The 24,204-nt window shown below is 45.4% G+C and carries 17 protein-coding genes; 1 reads left to right on the top strand and 16 read right to left on the bottom strand.

Going from position 1 to position 24,204, the window contains the following annotated elements:
• Positions 1 to 74 precede the first annotated feature (74 nt).
• The 8 genes from mutL to C9991_RS04895 form a co-directional block, all read right to left on the bottom strand.
• Entirely contained in the window at positions 75 to 2,009 is a 1,935-nt protein-coding gene (gene mutL / locus C9991_RS04930; protein WP_106811454.1) for a DNA mismatch repair endonuclease MutL, read from the bottom strand.
• A gap of 30 nt (positions 2,010 to 2,039) precedes the next feature.
• Complete coding sequence (locus C9991_RS04925; RefSeq protein WP_106811453.1) at positions 2,040 to 2,282, bottom strand: hypothetical protein; 243 nt, start codon at positions 2,280 to 2,282, stop codon at positions 2,040 to 2,042.
• A 161-nt stretch (positions 2,283 to 2,443) separates the two neighbouring features.
• Entirely contained in the window at positions 2,444 to 4,099 is a 1,656-nt protein-coding gene (locus C9991_RS04920) for an OstA-like protein (RefSeq protein ID WP_106811452.1), read from the bottom strand.
• Positions 4,100 to 4,147: 48 nt separating this feature from the next.
• A complete protein-coding gene (locus C9991_RS04915) occupies positions 4,148 to 5,620 on the bottom strand; it encodes a peptidylprolyl isomerase (protein ID WP_106811451.1) in 1,473 nt (490 codons plus the stop codon).
• 71 nt (positions 5,621 to 5,691) lie between these two features.
• Positions 5,692 to 7,116: a peptidylprolyl isomerase gene (locus tag C9991_RS04910; RefSeq protein ID WP_106811450.1), complete on the bottom strand. Its 1,425-nt coding sequence runs from the start codon at positions 7,114 to 7,116 to the stop codon at positions 5,692 to 5,694.
• A 143-nt stretch (positions 7,117 to 7,259) separates the two neighbouring features.
• The gene (gene guaB, locus C9991_RS04905) at positions 7,260 to 8,738 is read right to left on the bottom strand and encodes an IMP dehydrogenase (protein WP_106811449.1); all 1,479 of its coding nucleotides are present in this window, start codon (positions 8,736 to 8,738) and stop codon (positions 7,260 to 7,262) included.
• 112 nt (positions 8,739 to 8,850) lie between these two features.
• On the bottom strand, positions 8,851 to 11,037 hold the full coding sequence (locus C9991_RS04900) for an ATP-binding protein (RefSeq protein ID WP_106811448.1): 2,187 nt from the start codon (positions 11,035 to 11,037) through the stop codon (positions 8,851 to 8,853).
• Positions 11,027 to 11,509 (bottom strand): hypothetical protein, encoded by a 483-nt coding sequence (locus tag C9991_RS04895; RefSeq protein WP_106811447.1) that lies wholly within the window; start codon positions 11,507 to 11,509, stop codon positions 11,027 to 11,029. The genes C9991_RS04900 and C9991_RS04895 overlap by 11 nt, the downstream gene beginning before the upstream one ends.
• Before the next feature lie 375 nt (positions 11,510 to 11,884).
• Between C9991_RS04895 and trpS the strand changes: the two genes are divergently transcribed.
• The gene (gene trpS, locus C9991_RS04890; protein ID WP_106811446.1) at positions 11,885 to 12,973 is read left to right on the top strand and encodes a tryptophan--tRNA ligase; all 1,089 of its coding nucleotides are present in this window, start codon (positions 11,885 to 11,887) and stop codon (positions 12,971 to 12,973) included.
• A gap of 72 nt (positions 12,974 to 13,045) precedes the next feature.
• On the opposite strand, the gene C9991_RS04885 is transcribed toward trpS, so the two are convergent.
• The 8 genes from C9991_RS04885 to priA all read right to left on the bottom strand — a co-directional run bounded on the left by C9991_RS04885 (position 13,046) and on the right by priA (position 24,143).
• Entirely contained in the window at positions 13,046 to 14,035 is a 990-nt protein-coding gene (locus C9991_RS04885; RefSeq protein WP_106811755.1) for a YqiA/YcfP family alpha/beta fold hydrolase, read from the bottom strand.
• Between the two features lie 42 nt (positions 14,036 to 14,077).
• Positions 14,078 to 14,437 carry a GntR family transcriptional regulator gene (locus tag C9991_RS04880; RefSeq protein WP_106811754.1) on the bottom strand — a complete coding sequence of 120 codons (360 nt, stop codon included), beginning with the start codon at positions 14,435 to 14,437 and terminating at the stop codon, positions 14,078 to 14,080.
• Positions 14,438 to 14,448: 11 nt separating this feature from the next.
• On the bottom strand, positions 14,449 to 15,243 hold the full coding sequence (locus C9991_RS04875) for a hypothetical protein (protein WP_106811445.1): 795 nt from the start codon (positions 15,241 to 15,243) through the stop codon (positions 14,449 to 14,451).
• A gap of 43 nt (positions 15,244 to 15,286) precedes the next feature.
• Positions 15,287 to 16,102, bottom strand: a complete 816-nt coding sequence (locus tag C9991_RS04870; RefSeq protein ID WP_106811444.1) for an ABC transporter ATP-binding protein — start codon at positions 16,100 to 16,102, stop codon at positions 15,287 to 15,289.
• Between the two features lie 198 nt (positions 16,103 to 16,300).
• A complete protein-coding gene (locus C9991_RS04865) occupies positions 16,301 to 18,235 on the bottom strand; it encodes a leucine-rich repeat domain-containing protein (protein WP_198643749.1) in 1,935 nt (644 codons plus the stop codon).
• 1,201 nt (positions 18,236 to 19,436) lie between these two features.
• Entirely contained in the window at positions 19,437 to 19,601 is a 165-nt protein-coding gene (locus C9991_RS16630; protein ID WP_157949364.1) for a hypothetical protein, read from the bottom strand.
• Between the two features lie 120 nt (positions 19,602 to 19,721).
• Positions 19,722 to 21,752 (bottom strand): M13 family metallopeptidase, encoded by a 2,031-nt coding sequence (locus C9991_RS04860; protein ID WP_106811442.1) that lies wholly within the window; start codon positions 21,750 to 21,752, stop codon positions 19,722 to 19,724.
• 117 nt (positions 21,753 to 21,869) lie between these two features.
• Positions 21,870 to 24,143: a replication restart helicase PriA gene (priA, locus tag C9991_RS04855; RefSeq protein ID WP_106811441.1), complete on the bottom strand. Its 2,274-nt coding sequence runs from the start codon at positions 24,141 to 24,143 to the stop codon at positions 21,870 to 21,872.
• Positions 24,144 to 24,204 lie beyond the last annotated feature (61 nt).

Here is a 24,204-nt window from a genome sequence, read left to right as displayed (position 1 = left end):
GCATACGTTTTTGATAAAAATGTTGCCTAAATGTCTAAAATATCTTATAAATTGAACATTTTAGGCGCCTTTTTTCACCCAAGTAGCCTTTCCATCTCGGTTTGTCTTAACAACGTAAGCACACGCTTGCCGTCGGGGGTGTAATTGAAGTTGGAACAGGCAAAGAGGTCGTTCACGATGTTCTCCATCTCCGAATTGGTTAGCACCTGTCCGTAGGCTACAGCAGCATTACGGGCAAGTTCGAGGGCTACGGCATGGCATATATCCTGAGCCGGTGATGATGGTTTGTCGGCAGCTGTAGCCACGAGGTCTTGCACAAGTGTTACGTAATTAAGCCCGTCGAGCCCTGCTGGAACAGAATTGATGGTGTAGGTACAGTCGGACTGCTCTGATATCTCAAAGCCTATAGACTGCAACTCGGGCAATATAGCACGCATGGTTGTGTCGTCGGCAGTGGCGAAGTGTATAGTCTCAGGGAAGAGCAACTTCTGGCTGTATGCCTTACGGTCGGCTGTCTGTGCAAGATAGCGTTCGTATAGTATGCGTGTATGGGCTCTATGCTGGTCGATAATCATCAGTCCCGACTTGACGGCAGTCATAATATACTGGCCTTTATACTGATAGTGTACGGGCGACTTCTCTTCTATCGGACTCTCCAGAACAGTTTCTGGCATATCGCTATCTGGCATTTCGGTTGCCACCTCGTCAGGTGTCTCTGGTTGTGCAAATCGGCGTGACTGCATTATGCCATCAACCGGAATGGCACTGGCTTTCGACTTTACTATACCATCATTAGCCGATGGGAATAACGATGGTTGGTGTGTGGAACTACCAGCAAGTCCGTCGTATAGGCGCTCCCACTGCCCAGGCACGGTATCATGCCTGCGTGGTGATGACTCGTTGAAGGGATTGTACGAAGGATTGTATTGTAGTTTGGGCGCCTTAACCTCGTCGGCGGCATCGCCAAGAGCAGGTATATCGGGTTGTCCCTCGGTGTCGAACTCGATAGCTGTGACATCCTTAAACATGCCAACCGCATCCTTAACGGCTGCCGCAAGAATCTGCCATATAGTAGACTCGTTCTCAAATTTTATCTCGGTCTTGGTAGGATGGATATTGACGTCGATATCTTGGGGCTTGACGGTGAAGTAGATAAAGTAAGGCACCTGGTCGCCTTCGGGTATGAGTCGCTCGTAAGCAGACATAACAGCCTTATGGAAATAAGGATGCTTCATATAACGTCCGTTAACGAAGAAGAACTGGCGTGCGCCCTTCTTGCGTGCCGATTCTGGCTTGCCCACGTAGCCATTAATCTTGCACATAGTGGTATCGATGTCGAGCGTAAGGAGATGTTGGTTGATTTTCTTGCCAAAGACATCCACTATGCGCTGGCGCAAGGAACCCGCTTTTAGGTTGTACAGCTCGTTCTGGTTGTTGTATAGCGTGAAAGCCACATCGGGATTGACAAGCACCATACGTTCAAATGCGGTTATGATGTTGTTGAGTTCGGTGGCGTTGGACTTGAGAAACTTGCGACGAACGGGCACATTATAAAACAAATTCTCGATAAGGAAATTGCTGCCCACGGGACAAGAGCAAGGGTCTTGCGACACGAAACGCGAGCCTGCTATAGACAATTGTGTGCCAACGTCGTCGCCTTTGAGTCGGGTTTTGAGCGTAATCTGTGCCACAGCAGCTATAGATGCAAGCGCCTCGCCACGGAAACCCATGGTGTGAAGATTGAAGAGGTCGTCGGCCTGGCGTATCTTAGACGTGGCATGTCGCTCAAAAGAGAGACGTGCATCAGTCTCGGACATACCCTTACCATTGTCGACAACCTGTATGGATGTGCGACCAGAGTCGGTGCACACCACATTAATAGAAGTGGCACCGGCATCTATAGAGTTCTCCACCAACTCCTTTATAACGCTTGCCGGGCGCTGTATAACCTCGCCTGCAGCTATCTGATTGGCCACAGAATCGGGAAGAAGTTGTATTATATCGCTCATATTATCGAATATATTATTATTGATTTGCTTTTAATACATCAACATCATAAACAGAACGCCAAGCAGCACTACCGCCAACGCTATAATGCAACCAGGCAATGCCGACGCACGGCATCTATGTCGCTGATAGGCAGCTGCCTCCTCGGCCGACTGATGTGCAAGTTGCTCGGGACTTACTCCACGACGCAGACTGTCAAGAATATCGCGACGCTCATTGCTGAAGCGCGGAGTGTAATGGAAACCACGAGGACGACGATTGAAGAAGTAAGGCATATTTGAGTTGTGAATTTTGAGTTGTGAATTTTGAATTATGCGCTATGCGCATTTTGAGTTGTGAGTTTTGAATTGTGAGTTTTGAATTGTCGGCTACGCCGATTAGGAATTATTCAATTAGGAATTATGAATTCGCAACTCAACAACTCATAATTCAAAACTCAAAATTCAAAATTCCTAATCGGCGCTTCGCGTCTTCTTACTGCCTTAAGCTCCGACCCCGCCTTCTTGCCACGCCAATTAAAGACGTCGTCCTTATCGGTTGGGCGAACATAGTCGAACCAAGCGAATTCGGATAGTCGATACTTGTCGGGCGGTATCTGGGTTACGGGATACATTGTACCAACCGACTTAGATGCCCATATCTTTTCGAGCTGACGTGTGGGCGACATATACATGCGCATGGTGTCGGTCTCGAGATAATTGAGCTCGGTAAGCACAGAATCCTTTTGGTCGGTGTTGTAGAACACTGTCTTGACATTGCCCACGGCATCGGCACGGCGCATGGCACCATCAATGAAATAAGCATCCATACGTGTAGATGACACTTGGTTGAAGTGGTTCTTGTCATCAACCTGCTCAACAGATAGGGCCTGACCTATTATTTCGGCCTTGCGTATGGTGGAATCGTTCATATATACCTTCATTACCTCGCCCAGTAGCTGTCGGTTTATGTTCCATGCTATAGGGTCGCGATACATGGTCATGCATGAGTCTTGCGAATTGAACACAAGCGAGTCGCACACAGCCTGAAGGTCTTGACGGTAGGCACGCACATGTGGGAATGCGTGTACCTTGCGATATACAGAGTCGGTGCCCATGTTGAAGGTATATATTTTAAGCGAGTCGGCATGCATCCAAAGGGTGTCCTTCTGCGAGTAGTCGAGCATCAGGGCTCGTTTGGTGGCATAGCCATAACCCGTATGTTCGTTGTATAACACATGCTCGGCACGAAGCTCGTTCTTGTTCTCCTTGTCGATATATATCACATTACCAAAGCCCTCATTAAGACCAGTCTTACTGTTATGGAAAAGCGAGTCGCCAGTTATCGATTTGTCCTTGTCGACAATTGTAGAACGACCAAAGAGTTGTGACTGGTCGGTACGCGAGTTGAGATATGCATTAGTGGTGTGAATGATGCTTCCTTTAGACGTTACGGTAGAAGGACCTACAATATGAGCTATCGATGTACGTGTGTCGTAGTGCAGGGTGTCGGTGGTGATATGGTTCTTACCGGAATACATCTCGACACCATAATAGAACGAAGCCTGACGTGTGGCTGTGCTATAAGCACCCCAATCGGAAACAAGGCGGTCCTTGCCATCTACCAACTTGCCACCCTCGAAGAAGTAGGCAAGGTCGTATATACGGTCGTAGTCGAGCGAATCAGTGTACAATGTCTGCGTGCGATGCTTTAGCACCACCTTATGGCGTGCATGCATCATCTGGTCGGCTCCGTTATAGTCGGCATAGTCGCATGTAAGCGACAGCGTGTCACCCTGACGGAAGTGTACATGTCCGAAAGCCTCAACCGAGTTGGACTCTTGATAGAAGTAGGCACTATCGCATGTAAGCTGCGAACCGGCATGCGTAAAGTGTACCTTGCCACGTAGAATCTGAGCATCGGGCACGGCACTGTAAACATCATAACTAAGTTCGTCGGCATGCACAAGATACACACGCTCGTCGGTCTTCTTGCGCTTCTTTTGCTTGTATGGTGCGGCTAATGCCGAGAACAGAGAAAATACAAAAAGGCATAGAACGGTCAGCAAAACCGTTCTATGCCAATTGAATTTTATAGGATTTTGTTTCTTCATTTCTATAATATTACTCTCCTTCCACATTTGTGTGGGGAGGTTGGAGGATTACTTTACCCAACCTTCATACTCGAAATTGCACGACTTGTAGCGATCCTTCATTCGCACGTACGTGGTCTTAATCTTGTTTACTACCCACTGGTGTAGGAAGTCGGCGCGCTCCTTTTGTAGCACGAGGTTCTTCATCACCTGGAAGTCTTCGGTTATTGTTGCACGGTGGGCTGGGGTGCGACTCTTAAGTTTGACGATTGCAACAACAGTCTTGCCCTTCTCGTTAATCATTCGGAAAGCGTTGGAGACATCGCCAACCTCCATTTTCTCTACCTCGCGAGCCACCTCTGTTGGCAGATCCTTCATTTGGAACTTGGATGTGCGACCATCTTCACCGTTGAACGACATCAAGCCGTGGTTGTTGCGGGTATCCTTATCGTCGGATGCAAAAGACGCTGCCTCCTCAAACGAGAACTTATCGGCACGAATTTCGGTAGCAAGCGAGTCGAGACGCAAGCGCATGGAGTCGGTTGCCGCCTCAGACACACGCGGTATACGAAGTATGTGACGTACCTTAATTTTATCGCCACGCTTGTCGATGAGCTGTATAATGTGGTAGCCATACTCCGACTCTACAATCTTTGAAATCTTCTTAGGGTCGGTAAGGTTGAAGGCTACAGCTGCAAAGGCAGGGTCGAGCATACCACGACCAACATAGTCCATCTCGCCACCCTGACGTGCAGATCCAGGATCCTCGGAGTAGAGACGTGCGAGAGTGGCAAACGATGTCTCGCCACTATTGACACGCTCGGTATACTCGCGCAGTTCGTTCTTAATGCGGTTTATCTCATCTTGCTCAATCTTAGGCTGACGGGTTATGATTTCGACCTCTACCTCAGTAGGCACAAACGGAATACTATCCTCTGGCATATTGCGGAAATAGTTGCGCACATCGGATGGTGTAACGGTTATGTCCTGAACCAGTTTCTCCTTCATCTGCTGAATGAGCTGATTGTTGCGGAAGTCGTCGTGGAGCTGCGAGCGGAGTTGTGTAATGCTCATCTTCTTATATTCTTCCAGTTTCTCGCGTGAGCCAGCCTGTTGTATCCAACGATTAATCTGCATGTCGATGTTTTGGGCAATCTCGCTCTCGGTAACTGTTAGCGAATCTATTTCGGCCTGATGAAGGAAGAGCTTCTGTACGGCTATCTGCTCAGGAATAACACATTCGGGATCGCCATGCCACTCTACACCTTCGGCCTCTCCTTGGAGTCGCATAATCTCCACGTCCGACTTAAGTATAGGCTCATCGCCCACAACCCATATAACCTCATCGGCTATGCTATGTGTCGGAATATCATTGTCGACAACCGGACGGCTCTCGGTTGTGTCGGGCAGAGACACAGCCATATCGGTTGTATCAGCCACAACCACATGCTTCTTGGCAGAAGGATGTCCAGCATTTGCCATTGTACCGGCGCAGACAAGGAGCGCCAGAATGGCTATAATCAATTTGTTCTGTTTGTGCATTTATGTCTTGTTACTATATATATTAATGTATAATAGAGGGTGAATACTTTATCAGCAACCGACCGCAAGGCTTAATGCTTATTGACTGTTGCAAGTACCTCCTCGTTCAGTACTACATGATATTGCTTGCGGAGGTCGGCTATCCACTGTTTCTCAAGATACTCCTGATAGTCGGCAACCACGAGTTCGCGAACATCGTCGTAAGTCTTAGGAGCCTTGAGAGTCTTGCCAAATACGGCTACATGCTCGTATCCCTTAGGTGCTGTATAGGTTGTGTCCTTATGGAAGACTTCACGGTCAACCAGAGCATTATCGCCCTTCTTGAACACACCCTTGACTACCTTAATGCGCAATGTTGAGTCGTTGAACTGCTTGCGAAGAGTTTCTGCCCAGTCGGCAAAGTCGACCTTTTTAATAGAACGCTTTACAGCCTCAACGTCGGCAGCATCCTTACAGTTGTAGGCAATGCCCTTAAAGCGTGGCTCGGTCCAGGCATAGCGCTTGCGGTTCTTCTTAAAGAAAGCGGCAAGTCCTGCTTCGTCCTTGGCTGCCTTATCCCATACCAAACGGTTAGAGATTTCGTAAAGAAGCAGACCGTCGTGATACTCGCGTATAAGATTACGCAGCCCTGAATCCTTGGCAGACATCTCTTTGACACGTTGGTCGAGCAGAGCCTGAACTGTTGTGGCAGGCTTGGCAGCCTTTGCTAGAGAGTCGAGTTTCTGCGAGATAATGCGTTCACGCAGTCCGCGCTGGTCAATAAAGCGGCGTATATCAGTACGAAGCGAGTCGTATGGGAAGAAGTTTTGCTTGTCTGTAAGTTTTACAATGTGATATCCAAAAGGCGAGAGGAACGGCTTGGAGAGTTCGCCCTTCTTCATTGCGAACACCACGTCCTCAAACTCCTTGACGGTTTGTCCCTTCTGAACCCATGAAACATCTCCTCCACGGGCAGCCGAACCTTTGTCGTCGGAAACGCGGCGGGCAAGATCGGCAAAGTTGGCACCATTTACAAGTGCCTTATATATCGAATCGGCACGCAATTTGGCAGCATCTTGCTCTGCTTGCGTGGCGTTCTGCTTGAGCATGACAAGAATGTGCGCTGGACGTACCAATCCGCCATTGCTGTCGATGCGTGTCTGTATCTCCTTATATATTCTGTAAGCCTCGGTTTCTACATCATCATCGTTGATGAACGAGGGACGCACCTGTTGGTCGCGATAGGTAAGAAACTCCTTGCGAAAAGCACTTGTTGTGTCGATGCCAGCAGCCTCGGCGGCAAGCACCTTAAGCTTGTAGTTGACAAACAAGGGCACGTAGTCGGCGACATTTTTCTTGTCGACAACTGTCTCGGAGTTGTTCTTGTTGTACGAATACTCAAATTCTGAGCGCAAGACAGGCTTTCCGTTTATGGTCATAACAACGGGATCGGCGGTCTGTGCACTAGCGCTGCTTGCAACAATGAGCATGGCAGCCAACAGTGATTTAAACTTCATTTTTGTGTGCGAAATACTTGTTTATATTTAAAACGCGTTAAGCAATGGTGCGGATGTCACACGTGGTAACAGTCCGGGCCATTGCTTTGATATTGCTATTGCCAGCGGCATGACTTGCAAAAACCGCATGGCACAGTGAATGCTTACTGCGGGCGCGAATAGTTAGGAGCCTCGCTTGTGATAGTAATGTCGTGCGGATGGCTCTCAAGCACACCAGCATTGGTGATGCGTGTGAACTTGGCATCGTGCATACCCTCAACTGTACCTGCTCCGATGTAGCCCATACCTGAGCGCAAGCCACCAATAAGCTGGTAGATAACCTCCTGAACAGTTCCCTTATAAGGCACACGGCCGGCAATGCCTTCTGGTACAAGCTTCTTAACGTCCTTGGTACCAGCCTGGAAGTAGCGGTCCTTTGAACCATTCTCCATAGCCTCGAGAGAACCCATACCACGATAGCTCTTAAACTTACGTCCGTTGAAGATGATAGTATCACCAGGACTCTCCTCAGTACCGGCAACAAGCGAGCCAATCATTACAGAGCTTCCACCTGCAGCAAGAGCCTTTACAACGTCGCCTGAATAGCGCAGGCCACCGTCAGCAATCAAAGGAACACCTGTACCCTTAAGGGCTGAGTATACATCATAAATAGCGCTAAGCTGCGGTACACCTACACCTGCAACAACACGTGTTGTACAGATAGAACCAGGACCTATACCCACCTTTACGGCATCGGCACCATTATCTACAAGCATACGAGCAGCAGCACCTGTGGCAACATTACCAACTACGATATCCACATTGGGGAACGAAGCCTTTGCCTCGCGGAGCTTCTCAATAACGAACTTAGAGTGACCATGAGCTGTATCGATAACAATAGCATCAGCACCTGCCTCTACAAGAGCATTCATGCGGTCGAGAGTGTCGACAGTAACACCAACACCGGCAGCAACACGCAAACGTCCCTTGTCGTCCTTGCAAGCCATTGGCTTGTCCTTGGCCTTGGTGATGTCCTTATAAGTGATAAGACCTACGAGATGGTTCTCGTTGTCAACTACCGGCAACTTCTCAATCTTATTGGACTGAAGAATGTCAGCGGCAGCAGCAAGGTCGGTCTTGATATGAGTTGTCACAAGATTCTCGTGTGTCATCACATCGTCGATAAGCTTGTCGAGATGACGTTCGAAACGAAGGTCACGGTTGGTTACGATGCCCACGAGATGATTTTCATCGTCAACGACAGGAATACCACCGATGTGATACTCTGCCATCATGTCGAGAGCGTCTTTCACTGTCTTGCCGCGGCGGATTGTGACCGGAGCGTAGATCATACCATTCTCAGCACGCTTAACTGTAGCTACCTGACGAGCCTGATCTTCGATAGACATGTTCTTGTGGATAACACCAATACCACCTTCGCGCGCAATGGCAATAGCCATAGCCGACTCCGTTACGGTGTCCATGGCTGCTGTGACAAAGGGCACATTCAGGCTGATGTTACGAGAGAACTTGGTTTTCAACTCTACCGTCTTGGGCAGTACCTCTGAATAAGCGGGGATAAGAAGGACGTCGTCGTATGTGAGACCGTCCATTACAATTTTATCAGCAACAAATGATGACATATAACTTAAAAATTTATTGCGTGCAAATTTAGCAATAAAAATCCAATCAGGCGCAATTTGGGCCGACTTTATTTATATGATTAAAGCAAATTAACGTCATTAGCGCCACTCGTCAGCTGCAACTGACGAGCGGAAGGGTGAATACAAAGCGGGCTCCATTGGTGTATGTGGGGTCGATATCTATGGTTCCGCCCAGCTTTTGGGCTATAATACGGCAGATGTCAAGACCCAGACCCACACCTTGCTTGAAGGTGTCGAGCTTACTAAAACGCTCGAATATATACTTTTGCTTATCCTTTGGCACACCTATACCTGTATCGGTAACGCTTAAGGTGAGCTTCTTTGAATTGCCATCGGCTGTGCAATCAAGCACAACGCTGCCTTGGGTGGTATTTTTCAAGGCATTGGTAAGAAGATTGTACAATACCTGGCTTACACGGTCGGCATCAGTAGCAAGACAGAACGAGTTGGGTAGCTGCTCCTCGAAAAGCAGGCTTACATCCTTTGGCTTGAGATGGCTGGCAGCACTGAGCGCACGATGGCATATACTGTTGATTGACACATTGTCCTTCTTGAATACGTACTTGTCGGTTTCGATGCTTGTGAGGTCGAGTATCTCATTGACAAGATTGTTGAGCACTTCGGTATTTGAGCTAACAATCTTCGTCATATTGAGGCGCTCTTCGGTCGAGAGCGGGGTGTCGTCGCCAACAAGCACTTGCGTAAATCCTACTATAGCGTTGAGCGGTGTGCGTATCTCGTGACTCATATTCTGCATAAACTCGGTCTTATTACGGTCGGCCTCCATTGCCTCGGCTGTGGCTATGCTGAGGCTGTGGTGAGTGCGATGCAGGTTGATGTTTGTACGCTTGAGTTGTTTGGCTATCCTGTTGTTGCGGATAATGTACATTATGCAGAATGCCATCACTACCAATATGGCACCAAGACTCATAACAAAACGTATGCGGTCCGACTCTGCCTTTTCCAGGCTTGCCTTGCGCAGAAGACGCTGTGTGGCAAGCGAGTCGGACAACTGGCGAGCAAGCAAACGCTGATTGTTGTACGTAAGACGCTGCGACTCGGCAGCTGTATTTGCTATGAGCTGCGAGTCGCGAGAGAGATAAAGCTCGAGTTGGGTCTTTGTCAGTTCCAAGTTAATGCGAGTAAGCTCAAGACGCGAGTTCTCATTGGCGGCACGACGGCGGTCGAGCTCGGCGAGGTTATTAGTTACGACACTGCCCATCTGCATAAAACCAGGGGCAAAGGCTCCGTTGCTCTCGCCATAGGCAAGAATGTTGTAGCGGCGCATGGCATCCAACACACGCGGATAGTTCTTGAGACGCTTGTTGTAAGCTACATCTATATAAGTGATGTACCCTCCGATATTTTCATGAGTAAGCATTTTGTCGACGGCTGCATAGTCAGCATCGTATATCTTCTTCATTACCTCCACGCAGTTTGCCATATGAGGCGATACACCTAAAGCAACATTGGTATACGACTTATAGGCATTGTATGCCTTGATAAATTCTGCATCTCGGTCGAGCATAAAGAGGGCTAAGGCCTTTATGCACTGTAGTCCGCCAATGCTAACTTCCGACTTTGACAAAGCCAAACCGAGGTTAGCCATCTCAAGAGTCTTCTCGAAGTTGATGGCAATAAAATAACACTCGGCTATGCGTTTGTAGTCGATGCCTATATCATGAAAACGTGACGGATACTTCTTGTTAAGTTCAAGAGCCTGTTTGTAGGCGTCAATAGCCTGCACCAGCTGAAAGCACGAGCGGTGCATATTGCCGAGAGACACCAGTCCGGTCATTATGCCGTACAGATGATTGTGCTTCTTGGCATAATCGAGCATCTTGGTTTGATAGTCGATAGCCGCCGCATAATTGGCAGAAGAATTGACAAGGAATGTTGTACGTAATGACACTTCGGTGTAGAAATGCTCTATCCTGTTGTGCTCCTTGGCATAGAGCATATAGGGCTTAAGGGCACGGTCGACGGCTGCAAGGTCGTGAGTATGAAGACAATAATGCTTAACGGGCACAAGCAACTGGCTAAGATTAGCGTCTACTGCTGTAACGGGGGCTTTGTCGACAAGCGGCACATTATAGGGGATGACATAGTTTGGGATGGTATCAAAAGAGCATATATGTTTGGGAGTATGTACGAAATTATTGGATGCGACACAAGATATGGCATGCTGGATATGTGCAGCCACTGGAAAAGTGGTAGCTATAAAGATTATTATTGCCACAAAGAGTGTTGTCAATTTATGTCGCATCTTATTGCTCATTGCTTTTATACAGTTTGTAAATCACCATTGTTGGCGGTGCGTGATCTTTGTTCTGCCATAATTCGCCACGAGAATGCTGTATAACACCTGTCATACGGTGTAACATACATATTCTATAATGGTTATTTTTGCTCTCGGCTATTTTGGTCTGCTCTTGAAGATAGAGGAATCCCTCAAGGTAGCGCTTCTCTCGGGTATAATAAAATGTCTTCATAGATACGGCATAAAAGTAGAATCGGTCCATTCCGTAAGACAGAACTTTGTCCATATATGCCTGCAAAGATTGGTCGAAATGTCTGAAGTTGTTGGGTTTATAATATTCGTACAAGAATTTTACCTGCAAGGCAAAGCACTCGCCATAACGATCGCCAATGGCTATTGCAGCTTGGCGCAGACTATCAGCAAGAGGTTGGGAAGCAAGCTTGCTTGCGCATATTATAGGCTTTAATATAAAGAGGATAAAGCTTATCATTGATTTTCTGTGGATTGTTTTGGGCACTAACAGAAAACGCCATACCGAGAAATATCAGCATGACATATATGTTTTTCCATTTTGTCTTAAGCAATACCCAGTTCATAAATTTGTTTTGTAGATAAGTACTAATGCGCCACACTTACAATATTTTTCTACTGCAAAGGTAGTGATTATAGAGAAACGTACAAAATATATATACAAAAAAGCTTTAACAGCATGCGGAGTGGACACAAGTTAAAGACACTTTTTCTTTGATATTCACACTATTTGCAGTACCTTTGCATAAAATAGAGAACAATAAGACAAAATAGCTTGAAGTATTATCAAGCATTCAACTGTCTACTCATCAACTTGTAAACTAAAAAAACATATATGGGAAAAGTTATTCTTACGGGCGACCGTCCTACCGGTAAGCTCCACCTTGGCCACTATGTTGGCTCACTGCGACGCCGCGTTGAACTGCAGAACGCTGGCGATTTCGACCGCATGTTTGTATTCATGGCTGACGTTCAGGCCTTGACTGACAATGCAGATAATCCTGAAAAAATACGCCAAAATATTATTGAGGTGGCTCTCGACTACTTATCTGCAGGTTTGGACCCTTCAAAATGCACCCTGTTCATACAGAGCCAGATACCAGAACTTGCCGAGCTCACAACTTATCTGATGAACCTCATCACTGTATCACGCGTTCAGCGCAACCCTACAGTGAAGACCGAAATCAAGATGCGCAACTTCGAGGCTAACATTCCGCTCGGATTCTTCTGCTATCCCGTGAGCCAGGCTGCCGACATCACTCTGTTCAAGGCTACAACAGTGCCTGCTGGCGAAGACCAGGAACCGATGATTGAGGTTACTCGTGAGCTTGTGCGCCGTTTCAACCAGACTTACGGAGAGGTGCTTGTAGAGCCAGAGATTATGCTTCCTGAGATTGCCACAGCACGTCGTCTGCCAGGAACCGATGGCAAGGAGAAGATGTCGAAGTCGCTTGGCAACTGCATCTATCTTTCCGACTCGGCTGCCGATGTATGGAAGAAAGTAAAGAAGATGTCGAACGGTGCACCACGCATGAGCATGGACGAACCGGGCAATCTTGAGGGTAATGCTGTGTTCACTTATCTTGAGGCATTCAGCACTCCCGACGACTTCGCTGAGTTCTGGCCTGAATACAAGACTCTCGACGAACTGAAAGAGCATTATGTGCATGGTGGCATTGGCGACGGAACAACAAAGAAGTTCCTTAACAATGTACTCAACAAGATGCTTGAGCCTATGCGCCAACGTCGCCATGAATTCGAGCAGGATATACCCGAAATCTATAATATTCTGAAGAAGGGCACAGAGGCTGCACGTGAGACTGCTGCTCAAACTATGGATGAGGTACGCAAGGCTATGCAGATTGACTACTTCAACGATGTTGAGCTTATAAAACAGCAGGCAGAACGTTTCCGCGCTAAATAAGAATACATAAAAACCGTGTAATGGTAGATACAATAGTACGACCATTACACGGTTTTTCGTTTAAACCATGGTTTATTGACCACAAAGTCGTTCAAAGAACGTGATTATCTCTTCCCAAGTTTTAAATTCATCGCTTCCCCACTCTATTGTTGTACCCATAAATTCAGGCTGAGCTTCGGGAGCTATAAGATAGTCACCATACTGCAACTGGCGTTCGTTAGAGAATATCACACGTCCCCAAGCTGGTGCATTAAGATATTCCTCCACCCACTTAACATCGTCTACCATAGCTTGCGGATTGTTGGTAGACTGCGGAGCAAGCACATACACATTATAATTCTCTATAAGCATCTCGTATGCCTTGTGCATTGATGCAGTTGCCTTGCCATAGCTGTCGCGCAATGTCTCAATATCGATATATACCACTGGACGCTCTTTGCCACTTTGACGATCGTCGATATATCTTATTATAGGTACAAGATAATGCATTGCTATCTTGTCTGTCAAACGATGTTCACCATGAAAACGTATCGCTGTGGGATAATGCTCCAAAAACAAGTCGAATGTATTAACAATGGGATCTGCATCGCCAAACAATCCAACCACACGTCCTCGTTCTTCATCAGTGACCGAAGCGAAATTATGCGTTGTCATCTCCTGATACTCCTTTATCAGTCCCTTGGTCACCATAAATTCCTGCACTCCATCCTGGCGCGGATTCTGAAACACCTGCTTGCCAGTAAACTTCGACATTGTATCGCCCATCTTAAACGCAGGATTCACCACAATGCGGTCGTAACCATAAAGCATCTCTGTATACATTCCGCCCATCGATGTGCCTATTATCAAGTCGGGCTTTTCCTCCTCGCACATCTGTCGCAACATCTCAATTCCCTCCTGTGGATGAAGCGGGATATCACGAGACACAACGGTTGCGTTGGGCAGCAAAGTGCGCAACATTGCCACTGTACCCGACTGTGCCGACGAACCAAAACCGTGTACATACATTATCTTCTTGCCCGACATGAGGTCGGGATATTGCTTTACATACTGATTCTCTATTTCCATATTCAACTTATTTAGTCTACTTATAAACCTTATTCATTACTTACTACTTTCACTCCATTTCTTAGTAAATTCTTCAATGCCAATGCCGAGCATACGCATCTGGCGAAAAACATCGGGCAACACAGAGGTCATAAACTCATTGCGACGCGACTCCATTATCTTCTCGCGGGCGCCAGGAGTGACAAAATAGCCAAGACCGCGACGGTTGTATATAACATTGTCGCGCGAAAGCATATCGTATGCCTTCATCGCTGTATTAGTATTCACTTCAAAACACATGCCAAACTCGCGCACACTCGGCACACGGTCATCGTCATTGTATTTTCCGTCAACAATGTCATCGGAAAGACGGTCGGCAAGTTGGAGGTATATTGGTTTGTCGTTGTTGAACTGCATAATGATACACTTTATATATTTAACCACTTGTTGTTGATAACCTGCATCCGCTTGAAAAGCATATAAGAACCTACGATATTGGCTATCGACAATACAATAAATATGACATAAGTTAATGCAACCCTTCCTTCATTAATAATATCACTATTTATAAGGCATACCATTACAAACACGAGTGTTGCAGTGGTCAACAACAAACGATAGCGTCTAAACACAGCACTGCCAAGAATATAGAATGTATACATCCATACACAAATGATACTTACCAAAGAAATTCCTACCCGCACACTGCTATCACCACATAATTCCAAAGCAAGTGGTTTTAGTATTTGTTCCCAGAAATACACTATTGCCATCTGTGTATGACTACCTAATGTCACAACATTAATAATCCAACGCAGAAAATCACCCACAAGCAATCCTACTCCACCTATCATCGCCCACAAAAGTGAGACATATACTAAACGGGCTACATATTTCTCTGCTACTGTTGCTGGATGCATCAAATAAGTTATCGCTGACTGCTTACTCTCCATAAAGTCAAACATCTGATTCGCTCCATACAACATCCACAAACCGTATGCAAACAAATAAACAAGATATAGACTTGCAGCATTATAGTTTTCTTGAAAATAAAAATCACGAGCGGCAATATTGGAATGATTGAAATCCAAGACCAGTAACTCTCCACCTACAAATGTTGCTATAATGATACCTATAAAATATGTAATAAGCTGACGCCTGTTGCTGAAAAGCATCCACTGGAAAGTGCGCCACATATTGTTGAACTTAAATGATTTATACATAATGATATTTGTTTTAAATGATTAATGCTAAGATATACACATACTATAACTTACCTCCTACCACAGCATTGAACAACATCTCAAGATTTATAGGAGTCTCTTCCTTGTCACCACGTTTGGCTATCACTTGAGTGCCTTGCACACCGTATTCCGAATAGATTACATCTGACATGTCCTCTCCTTGACGGCGTGTCTCAAACACATAGCCATCGGCTATATCGGCTGTAGAGGCATTGAGCAAGATTTTGTCTGTGCCTACAATAAGAACATGGTCGAGCAACTGCTCTACATCATGCACTTGATGAGTGGAGATTATTATAGTACGGTCTTCACTCATGCAGCTTGTCACAACCTTGCGAAACTGACTCTTTGAGGGAATATCCAATCCATTGGTAGGTTCATCCATAAGCAGATACTTCGTATTTGCAGCAAGTGCAAACGACATATACACTTTCTTCTTTTGTCCCATTGAGAGTTGGTCAAGACGAAGCGAAAGAGGCAACTCAAAGTTTTGCAGGCAATTTACGAGCACATCCTTCGAGAAACGTGGATAGAACGGAGCATTTATCATGACATATTCATCAAGCGTCACTTTAGGAAGCTCAAATTCCTCAGGCACAATCATTATCTCACTCAACATCTCTGGACGACGCAACTGCGCATCATATCCATCTACAGTTATCTTGCCAGATGATGCACGCAGAAGTCCACAAATAAGATATAGCAGCGTAGACTTGCCCATACCATTCTTCCCAAGAAGTCCATATATTTTGTTTTCTGAAAGCGAAATACTAAAATCCTCATAGATATCACGCATTGTTCCTGGATAACCGAACGTCACATTCTTTAATTCTATCATAACATTATGTTTTGATTGTTATTAAACAATAATATACTTATTAGTGTACTACTATAGTAATACACCGCAAATGTAATACGATTAATTTTAATGACAAAATATCAAGGATATTAATTAACAAAAATTAGTTAAGGATAAAAAAGGCGGTGTAAGAACCTTAGCCCTTACACCGCCTTAAAATAAATATATAATTTCTTATTACTTAACCAATACTTTCTTTACAGAACCGTCAGACATCTTGACGATAGCAATACCCTTCTGGTTCTTACCAATCTTCATGCCATTAACATTATAGCGCGAAACCTCTGTTGCAACTGAAGGAGCAACTGTAGCGTCGGCAATACCAGTACTTGGGTCATATCCCTTCACGCTGATAACAATCTGCTCGTTAAGTTCGCCAGCAGCATTCTTAACGATGCCAGCAGGCACAACGAGTGTATACTCCTTGTCTGCCTCACTTGCATAAGACATAGTGTAAGAATCGTTATCAGCTGCCCAAATACGTACAGTTTCCTTGCTTGCCAAAGGATAGGTGACATACCAGACATCATCTGGCTGAAGAACATTACCCGACAAAAGTGGATTACCACCAATTGCACTCACACGAAGATATGCATCAGGATGCTCCTCAACGATGGTCACAGGCTCCCCGAAGGTAATGTCAAAGGCAGCAGTGAAATCTTTCTCTGAGAAAGTGGCTCCGCTCTCAGGACTTGTTGACACAACTGCAAGTACAGCATTGTCACTCTCATTCAATGCAAGATAGTCGGTCCAGTACTCGCTTCTATAGCTATCAGCAGAACCCTTAGGTATGTTAACCTCTGTCGCCATAATATTGTAGAATGGACTGTCATAGTCTTCATACACATTTACAAATTCAGGAGCCTTAGAGCCCTCGCAAGTGATGGTAGCAAGATTGTTGCAGTTGTGGAAAGCATGAGCGTAAACATACTTTACAAGCGAAGGAATCACGACAGATGTAATGCCCTTGTTTCCTGAAAACGCCCCATCACTTACGATAGGCATGTTAACTGGCAGACGCAATTCACCAGCAAGTTTTGTAGAGGCAAAACCCTGCTCACCAACAAACACCAACGAACTTGGGAAATTGATGCTTTTCAAAGCCGACTGACAGAAAGCATAGTCGTCGATGGCAAGCATGCTCTTAGGCAAAGTTACAGTCTCAACTTCGCTACCCCAGAATGCACCGCCATTGATACCGATACACTGGCTTGCAACATTCACATTCTTCAAGCCCTTCATCTGAACAAGGTAGAGTAGACGACCATCCTTAGAATAGAGAACACCGTCAACAAGCTTGAAATTGGCATTATTGCTGTCTATAGTCAAATCATTGATTGAAGTCATTGAAAAAGCGCAAGAGCCAAGCTTTTCAAGTGCAGCAGGCAAGTTAACAGAAGTGATGCTTGAGCAGTTAAGGAAAGCTTCGTCGCCAATCTCCTTGACAGTTGCTGGCAAAGCTGAAGTTTTAAGGGCTACACAATCGTAGAAAGCTCCAGAACCAATACTCTCAAGATTTGCAGGCCAATTGATTTCAGCGAGCTTGTCACACTTCAGGAACATCTTGGTTGGAATCTTAGTCATGTCATCAGCCAATATTACCTTAGTCACAGGAGTGTGATAGAATATCGAGGAATCCATTGTTTTCACATTGCCTTCAAATTTCACAGTGTTCAACTTCTTGCATGTGAAGAAGGCTCCATAACCGATGTGATCGACAGAGGCAGGAATTACAAGATTCTCTATATTTGATGAGTTAAATGCGTAGTCAGCAATATAAACAAGTTTTGATGGCAGCTTGATTTCAGCAAACTGTGTTGTGGCAAATGCTCTTTTATAGATAGAATCTACAGTCTCTGGCAATGTCAATTTTGTTATTTTGCTATAATAGAAAGCTTCCTCACCAATACTGTTTACAGTATAGGTAGTGCCATCATGTTCAACTGTAGCAGGAACATCAACTGTAAACTCCGACGTTGCAACTTCTGTCACACGTGCAGTATTTGCAGATGTTGTTTCATACTTCAAACCATCTATCTCAAAATTAATTGTCTGTGCACTCGCAGCTATTGTGCCAGCAAGCGCGAAAATCATAAGTAGAGTTTTTTTCATATTACATCGTTTAAAATAGTGATGACTAAATAAATTCATGTCTGTTGAAAACAAAACACATTGCAAAGATAATGGTTTTATTTCTATTTACATTCAATTCGATATATAAGTACATAAAAAAAGGTCTCCAAAGTCGTTAGACCTTGAAGACCTCAAGTAAAGAAGGCAGCCACCTACTCTCCCGCATTGCATTGCAGTACCATCGGCGCANCCCGTGCGCCGGTCGCCATCAACAATAGCAAGCTATCGTCATGCTGCCCCTCGACTTGCATGTGTTAAGCCTGTAGCTAGCGTTCATCCTGAGCCAGGATCAAACTCTACATTGTAAAATATCTTTTACCAACCCTTGCCGAAGCAAGTGTTGTTTGTTTGTATCTGTCCAGAACGAGCTTCCATTTTTATTGAAGTTTTAACCTTATTATAAAGATTAACGGTTCGTATTTTACCCAAATAATCAAAACCAAAGTTTATCATATTTGCTTCTTGTACTACTTGTCTGTTTATGTAAATCTTTTCAAAGAACTCTTTCTTAATGCAATCTTAACACGAACTTAACTCGTTTAGCTTGAGGTTTCGTTCGTTCTCGAAAGCGGATGCAAAGGTATAACAAATAATTCAACCGTGCAAGAGTTTTGAAGAAAAAGTTTTATAAAAGATGATTTTTTACTCTATAATTGAGATAAATCAACCATATTGGGGTTTTATAGGCAAATACAGCTATTGTTTTATGTAAATTATTATACTTTTGCATATAAATGGATACAGTATCAGGAATCATATCAATACAAGAGGCACATGTTTCTGAAAAATTCACAAACATGCAAGCTATACCATGCAAAGGCTACAACATTCTTTACAAGGCGAAACGCTATGATAGATGGGATAGCAAGCAAAGACCCGTTTGATAGCAAGCAAAGACTCATTTGATAGCAAGCAAAGACTCGTTTGATAGCAAGCAAAGACTCGTTTGATAGCAAGCAAAGATACAAATTAATATATTGTCAACGCCTTATATTATCATCTGAGATGCTGCAATAACATTAGTTCAGAAGTAAGCAAGAACTCCTCTTTAGTTCCGGTATGCATATCTTCAAATATTTGATGAACAAATAAATCTCTACTTTTGGATCCACTTAGCTCCATTGAGGTGGCAGCCTATCTCGCCGCATGGTTTGCCTTCGACATGCACTGGACCTAAAAGCTACTGGCTTGTCATTGCGCTGATGTTGGGCGTATTGCTTGTGTAGGCTCTGCTTACGCGCCCTTTCCATGCTATGCCGCAAATAATTCCGCTCAAGGACATCGACTGATTTGGTGCATTGCTGTGGTGCATACTGTGGTTGCAGGTGGCTTGGCTGCTCAACATGTGTTGCACATGTTCAAAACTACAACCATTAAAAAAAAACTAAAAACTCGTTGTACGTTATGTGGGGATGTACTACGAGTTTTTAGTTATTTTATATTTACAAACCTTCTTTTGTATATATTACCAAATGTGTGCTCGCTTCTTCTTGTCAACAAAAAGCTTGTCGCCCTTTTTAACATTGAAAGCCTTGTACCAAGCATCAATCATCGGCAAAGCTGCATTGACACGAGCCTCTGCTGGAGAGTGAGGATCGGTCTTTATCTGACGGTCGATAAACTCAGGACGAGCATTGCCAGCCCATACAGTAGCCCATGATAGGAAGAAACGCTGCTCTGGGGTAAATCCATCAATTGTCTTTGCTGCAGCAGGATTATCCTTGAGCACATTCTCAAGAGCACGCAATGAGATATTCAAGCCACCGTTGTCACCAATGTTCTCACCAAGAGTAAGCTTGCCATTGATTTTCTTTCCAGGCAGAGCCTCCACATTAGAGAAGTAGTCTGCAAGCACCTTTGTGCGAGCCTCAAAGTTCTTCTTGTCAACAGCAGTCCACCAGTCTTTCTGGTTGCCATACTTATCAAACTGTGAACCCTGGTCGTCAAAGCCATGCGACATCTCGTGTCCTATAACGCCACCAATACCTCCATAGTTTACAGCCTCGTCTACATTAGGATCGAAGAAAGGTGGCTGAAGGATAGCGGCCGGGAAGCAAATCTCATTAGTTGTAGGGTTGTAGTAGGCATTAACAGTCTGAGGTGTCATTTGCCATTCTGCCTTGTCTACAGGCTTATTCACCTTACGAGAGATGTAGTCCTTAGACATAAACTCTGAAATATTACCCATATTCTCAAGCAAAGAGAGCGACTCATCTACATTAAGACCGCTGTAGTCGCGCCACTTGTCAGGATAGCCTATCTTCACAATAAAGTTGTCGAGCTTGTCCTTAGCCTGTGCCTTTGTAGCAGCCGACATCCATGTAGACTCGTCAATACGCTGACCTAGAGCAATCTGCAAGTTCTTAACAAGCTTAAGCATCATCTCCTTGCTTGTTGCAGGGAAATACTTCTCAACATACAGTTTACCGATAGCCTCGCCAAGTACGCCGCTAACAAGACTTGTAGCACGCTTCCAGCGTGGACGGTCCTGCTGAACACCCGACATAACACGGCTCAACTCGAAGTCTGCCTTACGGAAGTTGTCATCAAGATAAGCAGAAGATGACGATACTGCATGAGCCTCGGCATATGCCTTAAGGTCGTCGAGCGATTCCTCTGCAAGAATCTTCTCTACCTCATGTATTGGTTCTATCTGACCAACATCGACGTGAGAGAATGCCGGGAAACCTTGAATCAAGAAGTAGTTGCCCCAGTCTATTCCAGGAAAATCCTTTACAAGTGCATTGTATGTCATTTTGTGGTAGTTGCTCTGAACATCGCGCATCTCAACAGTGCTCTTGCTTGCCTTAGCCAGGCGAGTCTCTATACGCATAGTGGCGTCAGCCTTCTTCTGTGCAGTAGCCTCGTCGTTGCCAGCCAAAACCAAAATCTGCTTCAAGTACTTAGCATAAGCCTCGCGCACAGCCTTAACCTGAGCATCATCAGACAGATAGTAGTCACGCTCGCCAAGACCCAATCCGCCCTGGCCAACACCAACGAGGTTATTGGCAGCATCCTTCATATCGGCACCTACACCAACACCAAACATCGCACAACCAATACCACGTGCATCAAGCTGAGCAACAACAAGCTGATACTCGCGACGGTCTGAAATATCGGCTATCTTCTTCAGAATTGGCTTTAGTGGAGCTGCACCATCATTGTTAAGACGAACACTGTCCATAGCCAAGTTGTAGAGTGTACCTATCTTCTGACCAAGTGTACCCTTAGTCTGCGGTTTAGACGAATACTCGTTGATAAGTCCGAGAATACGTTTCTGATTCATCTCCTCAAGGTCGATGAATGAACCATTGCGTGCATGCTCGGCATCAAGTGGATGAGCCTTACGCCAACCACCAATGGCATACTCGTAGAAATCGTTGCCGGGCTTAACCGCCTTGTTCATGTTGGCAAGATCGATGCCCTTTGAAGTCTGTGCACTTGCCGACATAGCTGCAGTCAGCGAGAGTGCAAAAATAATTGTCTTTACGTTCATTATTATATGATACTTATTGTTTATTTGCTTACAGTTATTAAGACATAGCTTTAATTGGACTGCTAAATTACGCATTTTACTACACACGATTGCTATTTGTTAGCAATTCTTAACGCATTACAGCGGGTCTACATCAAAGTATATCGTCATTGTGGCATAACGCTTGTCTTGCATAAGTGCCGCTCGAGCCTCATACATGCAACGCCGTGCAAGCTGAAGATCGATACCGAGTTCTAGCTTAAGCACTATCTTTCTTATCGACTCGGTCTTGACTCTTGCAACCGAAGGCTTGTCTGGGCCCAATACACGGTCGGCAAACACCTGTCTTAATCTCGAAGCCAATTCTATAGCGGCGCTCTCTACTAATTGCTCGGTGCGATGTCGCAGATATACATACACCAAATGCCAATAGGGCGGATAACGGAACATACGTCGTTCCTCAAGCAAGTCACGAGCAAAAGATGCAAAGTCACCGTCCACCACCTGACGTATCACGGGCAAATCGGCACTTTTTGTTTGTAATATGACAAGTCCACGTTCATCTCTTCTACCTGCTCTGCCACTAACTTGCGACAACATTTGGAAAGCATGCTCATATGCTCTGAAGTCAGGATAATTGAGCATTGTGTCTGCATTGAGTATACCCACAACCGTGACCCCAGAGAAATCGAGTCCCTTCGATACCATCTGAGTACCTATAAGTATATCCGTACGTCCTGCCGAAAAGTCGTTAATGATACGACTGTACGCTCCTGCCGAACGTGTGGTGTCAAGATCCATTCGTGCAATACGTGCCTCGGGGAAAAACTCGTGCACCCTGTCTTCTATCTTCTCCGTACCATATCCACGCCCAAGCAGTTCAGTACTCTCGCAGTTGGGACATTGCTTTGGCACGGCATAAGTATATCCGCAATAATGGCACGTAAGGAGATTCATCGACCTGTGATACGTCAACGACACGTCACAATTCTTACATTTGGGCACCCATCCGCACATCTTGCACTCTACCATTGGAGCAAATCCACGCCTATTCTGAAACAGTATAACCTGCTTCTTGTCCTTCAGGGCTGCTCGTATGGCAACAAGCAAATCAGGTGAGAACATTCCTTGCATCATCTTGCGACGATACAAATCCTTTGTGTCTACCACCCTTATCTCGGGCATAGCAACATCACGGTATCTGGTTGTAAGCCTAACATATCCGTACTTGCCCATGCTTGCGTTATAATAGCTTTCCATTGACGGAGTTGCTGTGCCTAAGAGAACCTTTGCGCCATCACACATTCGCGCCAATACGATAGCAGCCGAACGGGCATGATATCGCGGTGCTGGATCTTGCTGTTTGAAGGAGGTTTCATGTTCCTCGTCAACAATTACCAACCCAAGTCGTGTAAATGGCAAAAACACAGCCGAACGTGCGCCAAGCACAACATCGTATGGCTCGTCAGACAGTTGCTTCTTCCATATCTCCACACGCTCGGCGTCGCTGTATTTGGAATGGTATATGCCGAGTCGCGACCCAAACACCTGCTGCAAGCGTCGTGTCATCTGCACAGTCAAGGCTATCTCGGGCAGTAGATACAGCACCTGCTTGCCCTCGTCTATAGCCTTCTGAATAAGATGAATGTATATCTCGGTCTTACCACTCGACGTCACACCGTGCAATAGCACCACATTCTTTGCCATAAACTGTGTCCTTATCTGGTTCATAGCATCCTGCTGTGCCTCACTAAGTGGTTGTATATTCTCAGGATGAGCCTCTCCTCCACCACCAATACGCCCTACCTCACGATGATAGACCTCAAGAAACTTGCGGTTGATGAGTTGCCTCAACACGGCATCCGATGCTCCTGCAGCATTTTGCAATTCATCACAAGCCACCTCCTGTATATGTTCTGGCGATGTTTCGCCATCGATATTGTCCCAATGCGACAGCTGTAGATACGTGTTAAACGTCTGCTGTTGCTTTATAGCTTTCGACAATATACTAATAACCAGATGCAACGACTGCTCCGAACGCAGATTAGCAGGTAGCGTAACGCAACGTACTGTCTTTGGTCTATAGTTTTCCTCAGCCTTCAGTCCGGCAGGCAATGCCGCCTTAAACACATCTCCCAGTGTCGACATATAATATGTGGCAATCCATTGCCATAGCCTCATCTGGCGTTCAAGCATTACGGGTTCGGTGTCTATAACCTGCAATATATCGCGTGTTTTAAATTCGGGCGCATCCTCATGCACACGCACAACCATAGCCGTGTACGTCTTCGACTTGCCCAAAGGTACCAAAACACGCACGCCAAGACACACCTTGTCGGCCATTGCTTCCGGCAAGCTGTATGTAAAGGTACCCTCAAGAGGCAGGGGCAATATGACGTCTACATAGTGCATAATATATAATATGTATATACAAAAAGGAGGTCTGACGATATGGCGTCCGACCTCCACTAAT

The organism is Prevotella merdae, from assembly GCF_900290275.1.
In the GTDB taxonomy this organism is placed as follows: Bacteria; Bacteroidota; Bacteroidia; order Bacteroidales; family Bacteroidaceae; genus Prevotella; species Prevotella merdae.
The sequence above is the reverse complement of the archived record's forward strand: the minus strand, read 5'-3'. Positions and strand labels throughout refer to the sequence as shown.

Bases quoted from the DNA above. Each gene is read 5' to 3' on its own strand.
- mutL (WP_106811454.1), bottom strand. From the start codon at position 2,009: ATGAGCGATATAATACAACTTCTTCCCGATTCTGTGGCCAATCAGATA.
- priA (WP_106811441.1), bottom strand. From the start codon at position 24,143: ATGCACTATGTAGACGTCATATTGCCCCTGCCTCTTGAGGGTACCTTT.
- C9991_RS16630 (WP_157949364.1), bottom strand. From the start codon at position 19,601: ATGTTGAGCAGCCAAGCCACCTGCAACCACAGTATGCACCACAGCAAT.
- C9991_RS04910 (WP_106811450.1), bottom strand. From the start codon at position 7,116: ATGAAGTTTAAATCACTGTTGGCTGCCATGCTCATTGTTGCAAGCAGC.
- C9991_RS04895 (WP_106811447.1), bottom strand. From the start codon at position 11,509: ATGATAAGCTTTATCCTCTTTATATTAAAGCCTATAATATGCGCAAGC.
- C9991_RS04900 (WP_106811448.1), bottom strand. From the start codon at position 11,037: ATGAGCAATAAGATGCGACATAAATTGACAACACTCTTTGTGGCAATA.
- guaB (WP_106811449.1), bottom strand. From the start codon at position 8,738: ATGTCATCATTTGTTGCTGATAAAATTGTAATGGACGGTCTCACATAC.
- C9991_RS04875 (WP_106811445.1), bottom strand. From the start codon at position 15,243: ATGTATAAATCATTTAAGTTCAACAATATGTGGCGCACTTTCCAGTGG.
- C9991_RS04880 (WP_106811754.1), bottom strand. From the start codon at position 14,437: ATGCAGTTCAACAACGACAAACCAATATACCTCCAACTTGCCGACCGT.
- C9991_RS04915 (WP_106811451.1), bottom strand. From the start codon at position 5,620: ATGCACAAACAGAACAAATTGATTATAGCCATTCTGGCGCTCCTTGTC.
- C9991_RS04870 (WP_106811444.1), bottom strand. From the start codon at position 16,102: ATGATAGAATTAAAGAATGTGACGTTCGGTTATCCAGGAACAATGCGT.
- trpS (WP_106811446.1), top strand. From the start codon at position 11,885: ATGGGAAAAGTTATTCTTACGGGCGACCGTCCTACCGGTAAGCTCCAC.
- C9991_RS04860 (WP_106811442.1), bottom strand. From the start codon at position 21,752: ATGAACGTAAAGACAATTATTTTTGCACTCTCGCTGACTGCAGCTATG.
- C9991_RS04920 (WP_106811452.1), bottom strand. From the start codon at position 4,099: ATGAAGAAACAAAATCCTATAAAATTCAATTGGCATAGAACGGTTTTG.
- C9991_RS04925 (WP_106811453.1), bottom strand. From the start codon at position 2,282: ATGCCTTACTTCTTCAATCGTCGTCCTCGTGGTTTCCATTACACTCCG.
- C9991_RS04865 (WP_198643749.1), bottom strand. From the start codon at position 18,235: ATGAAAAAAACTCTACTTATGATTTTCGCGCTTGCTGGCACAATAGCT.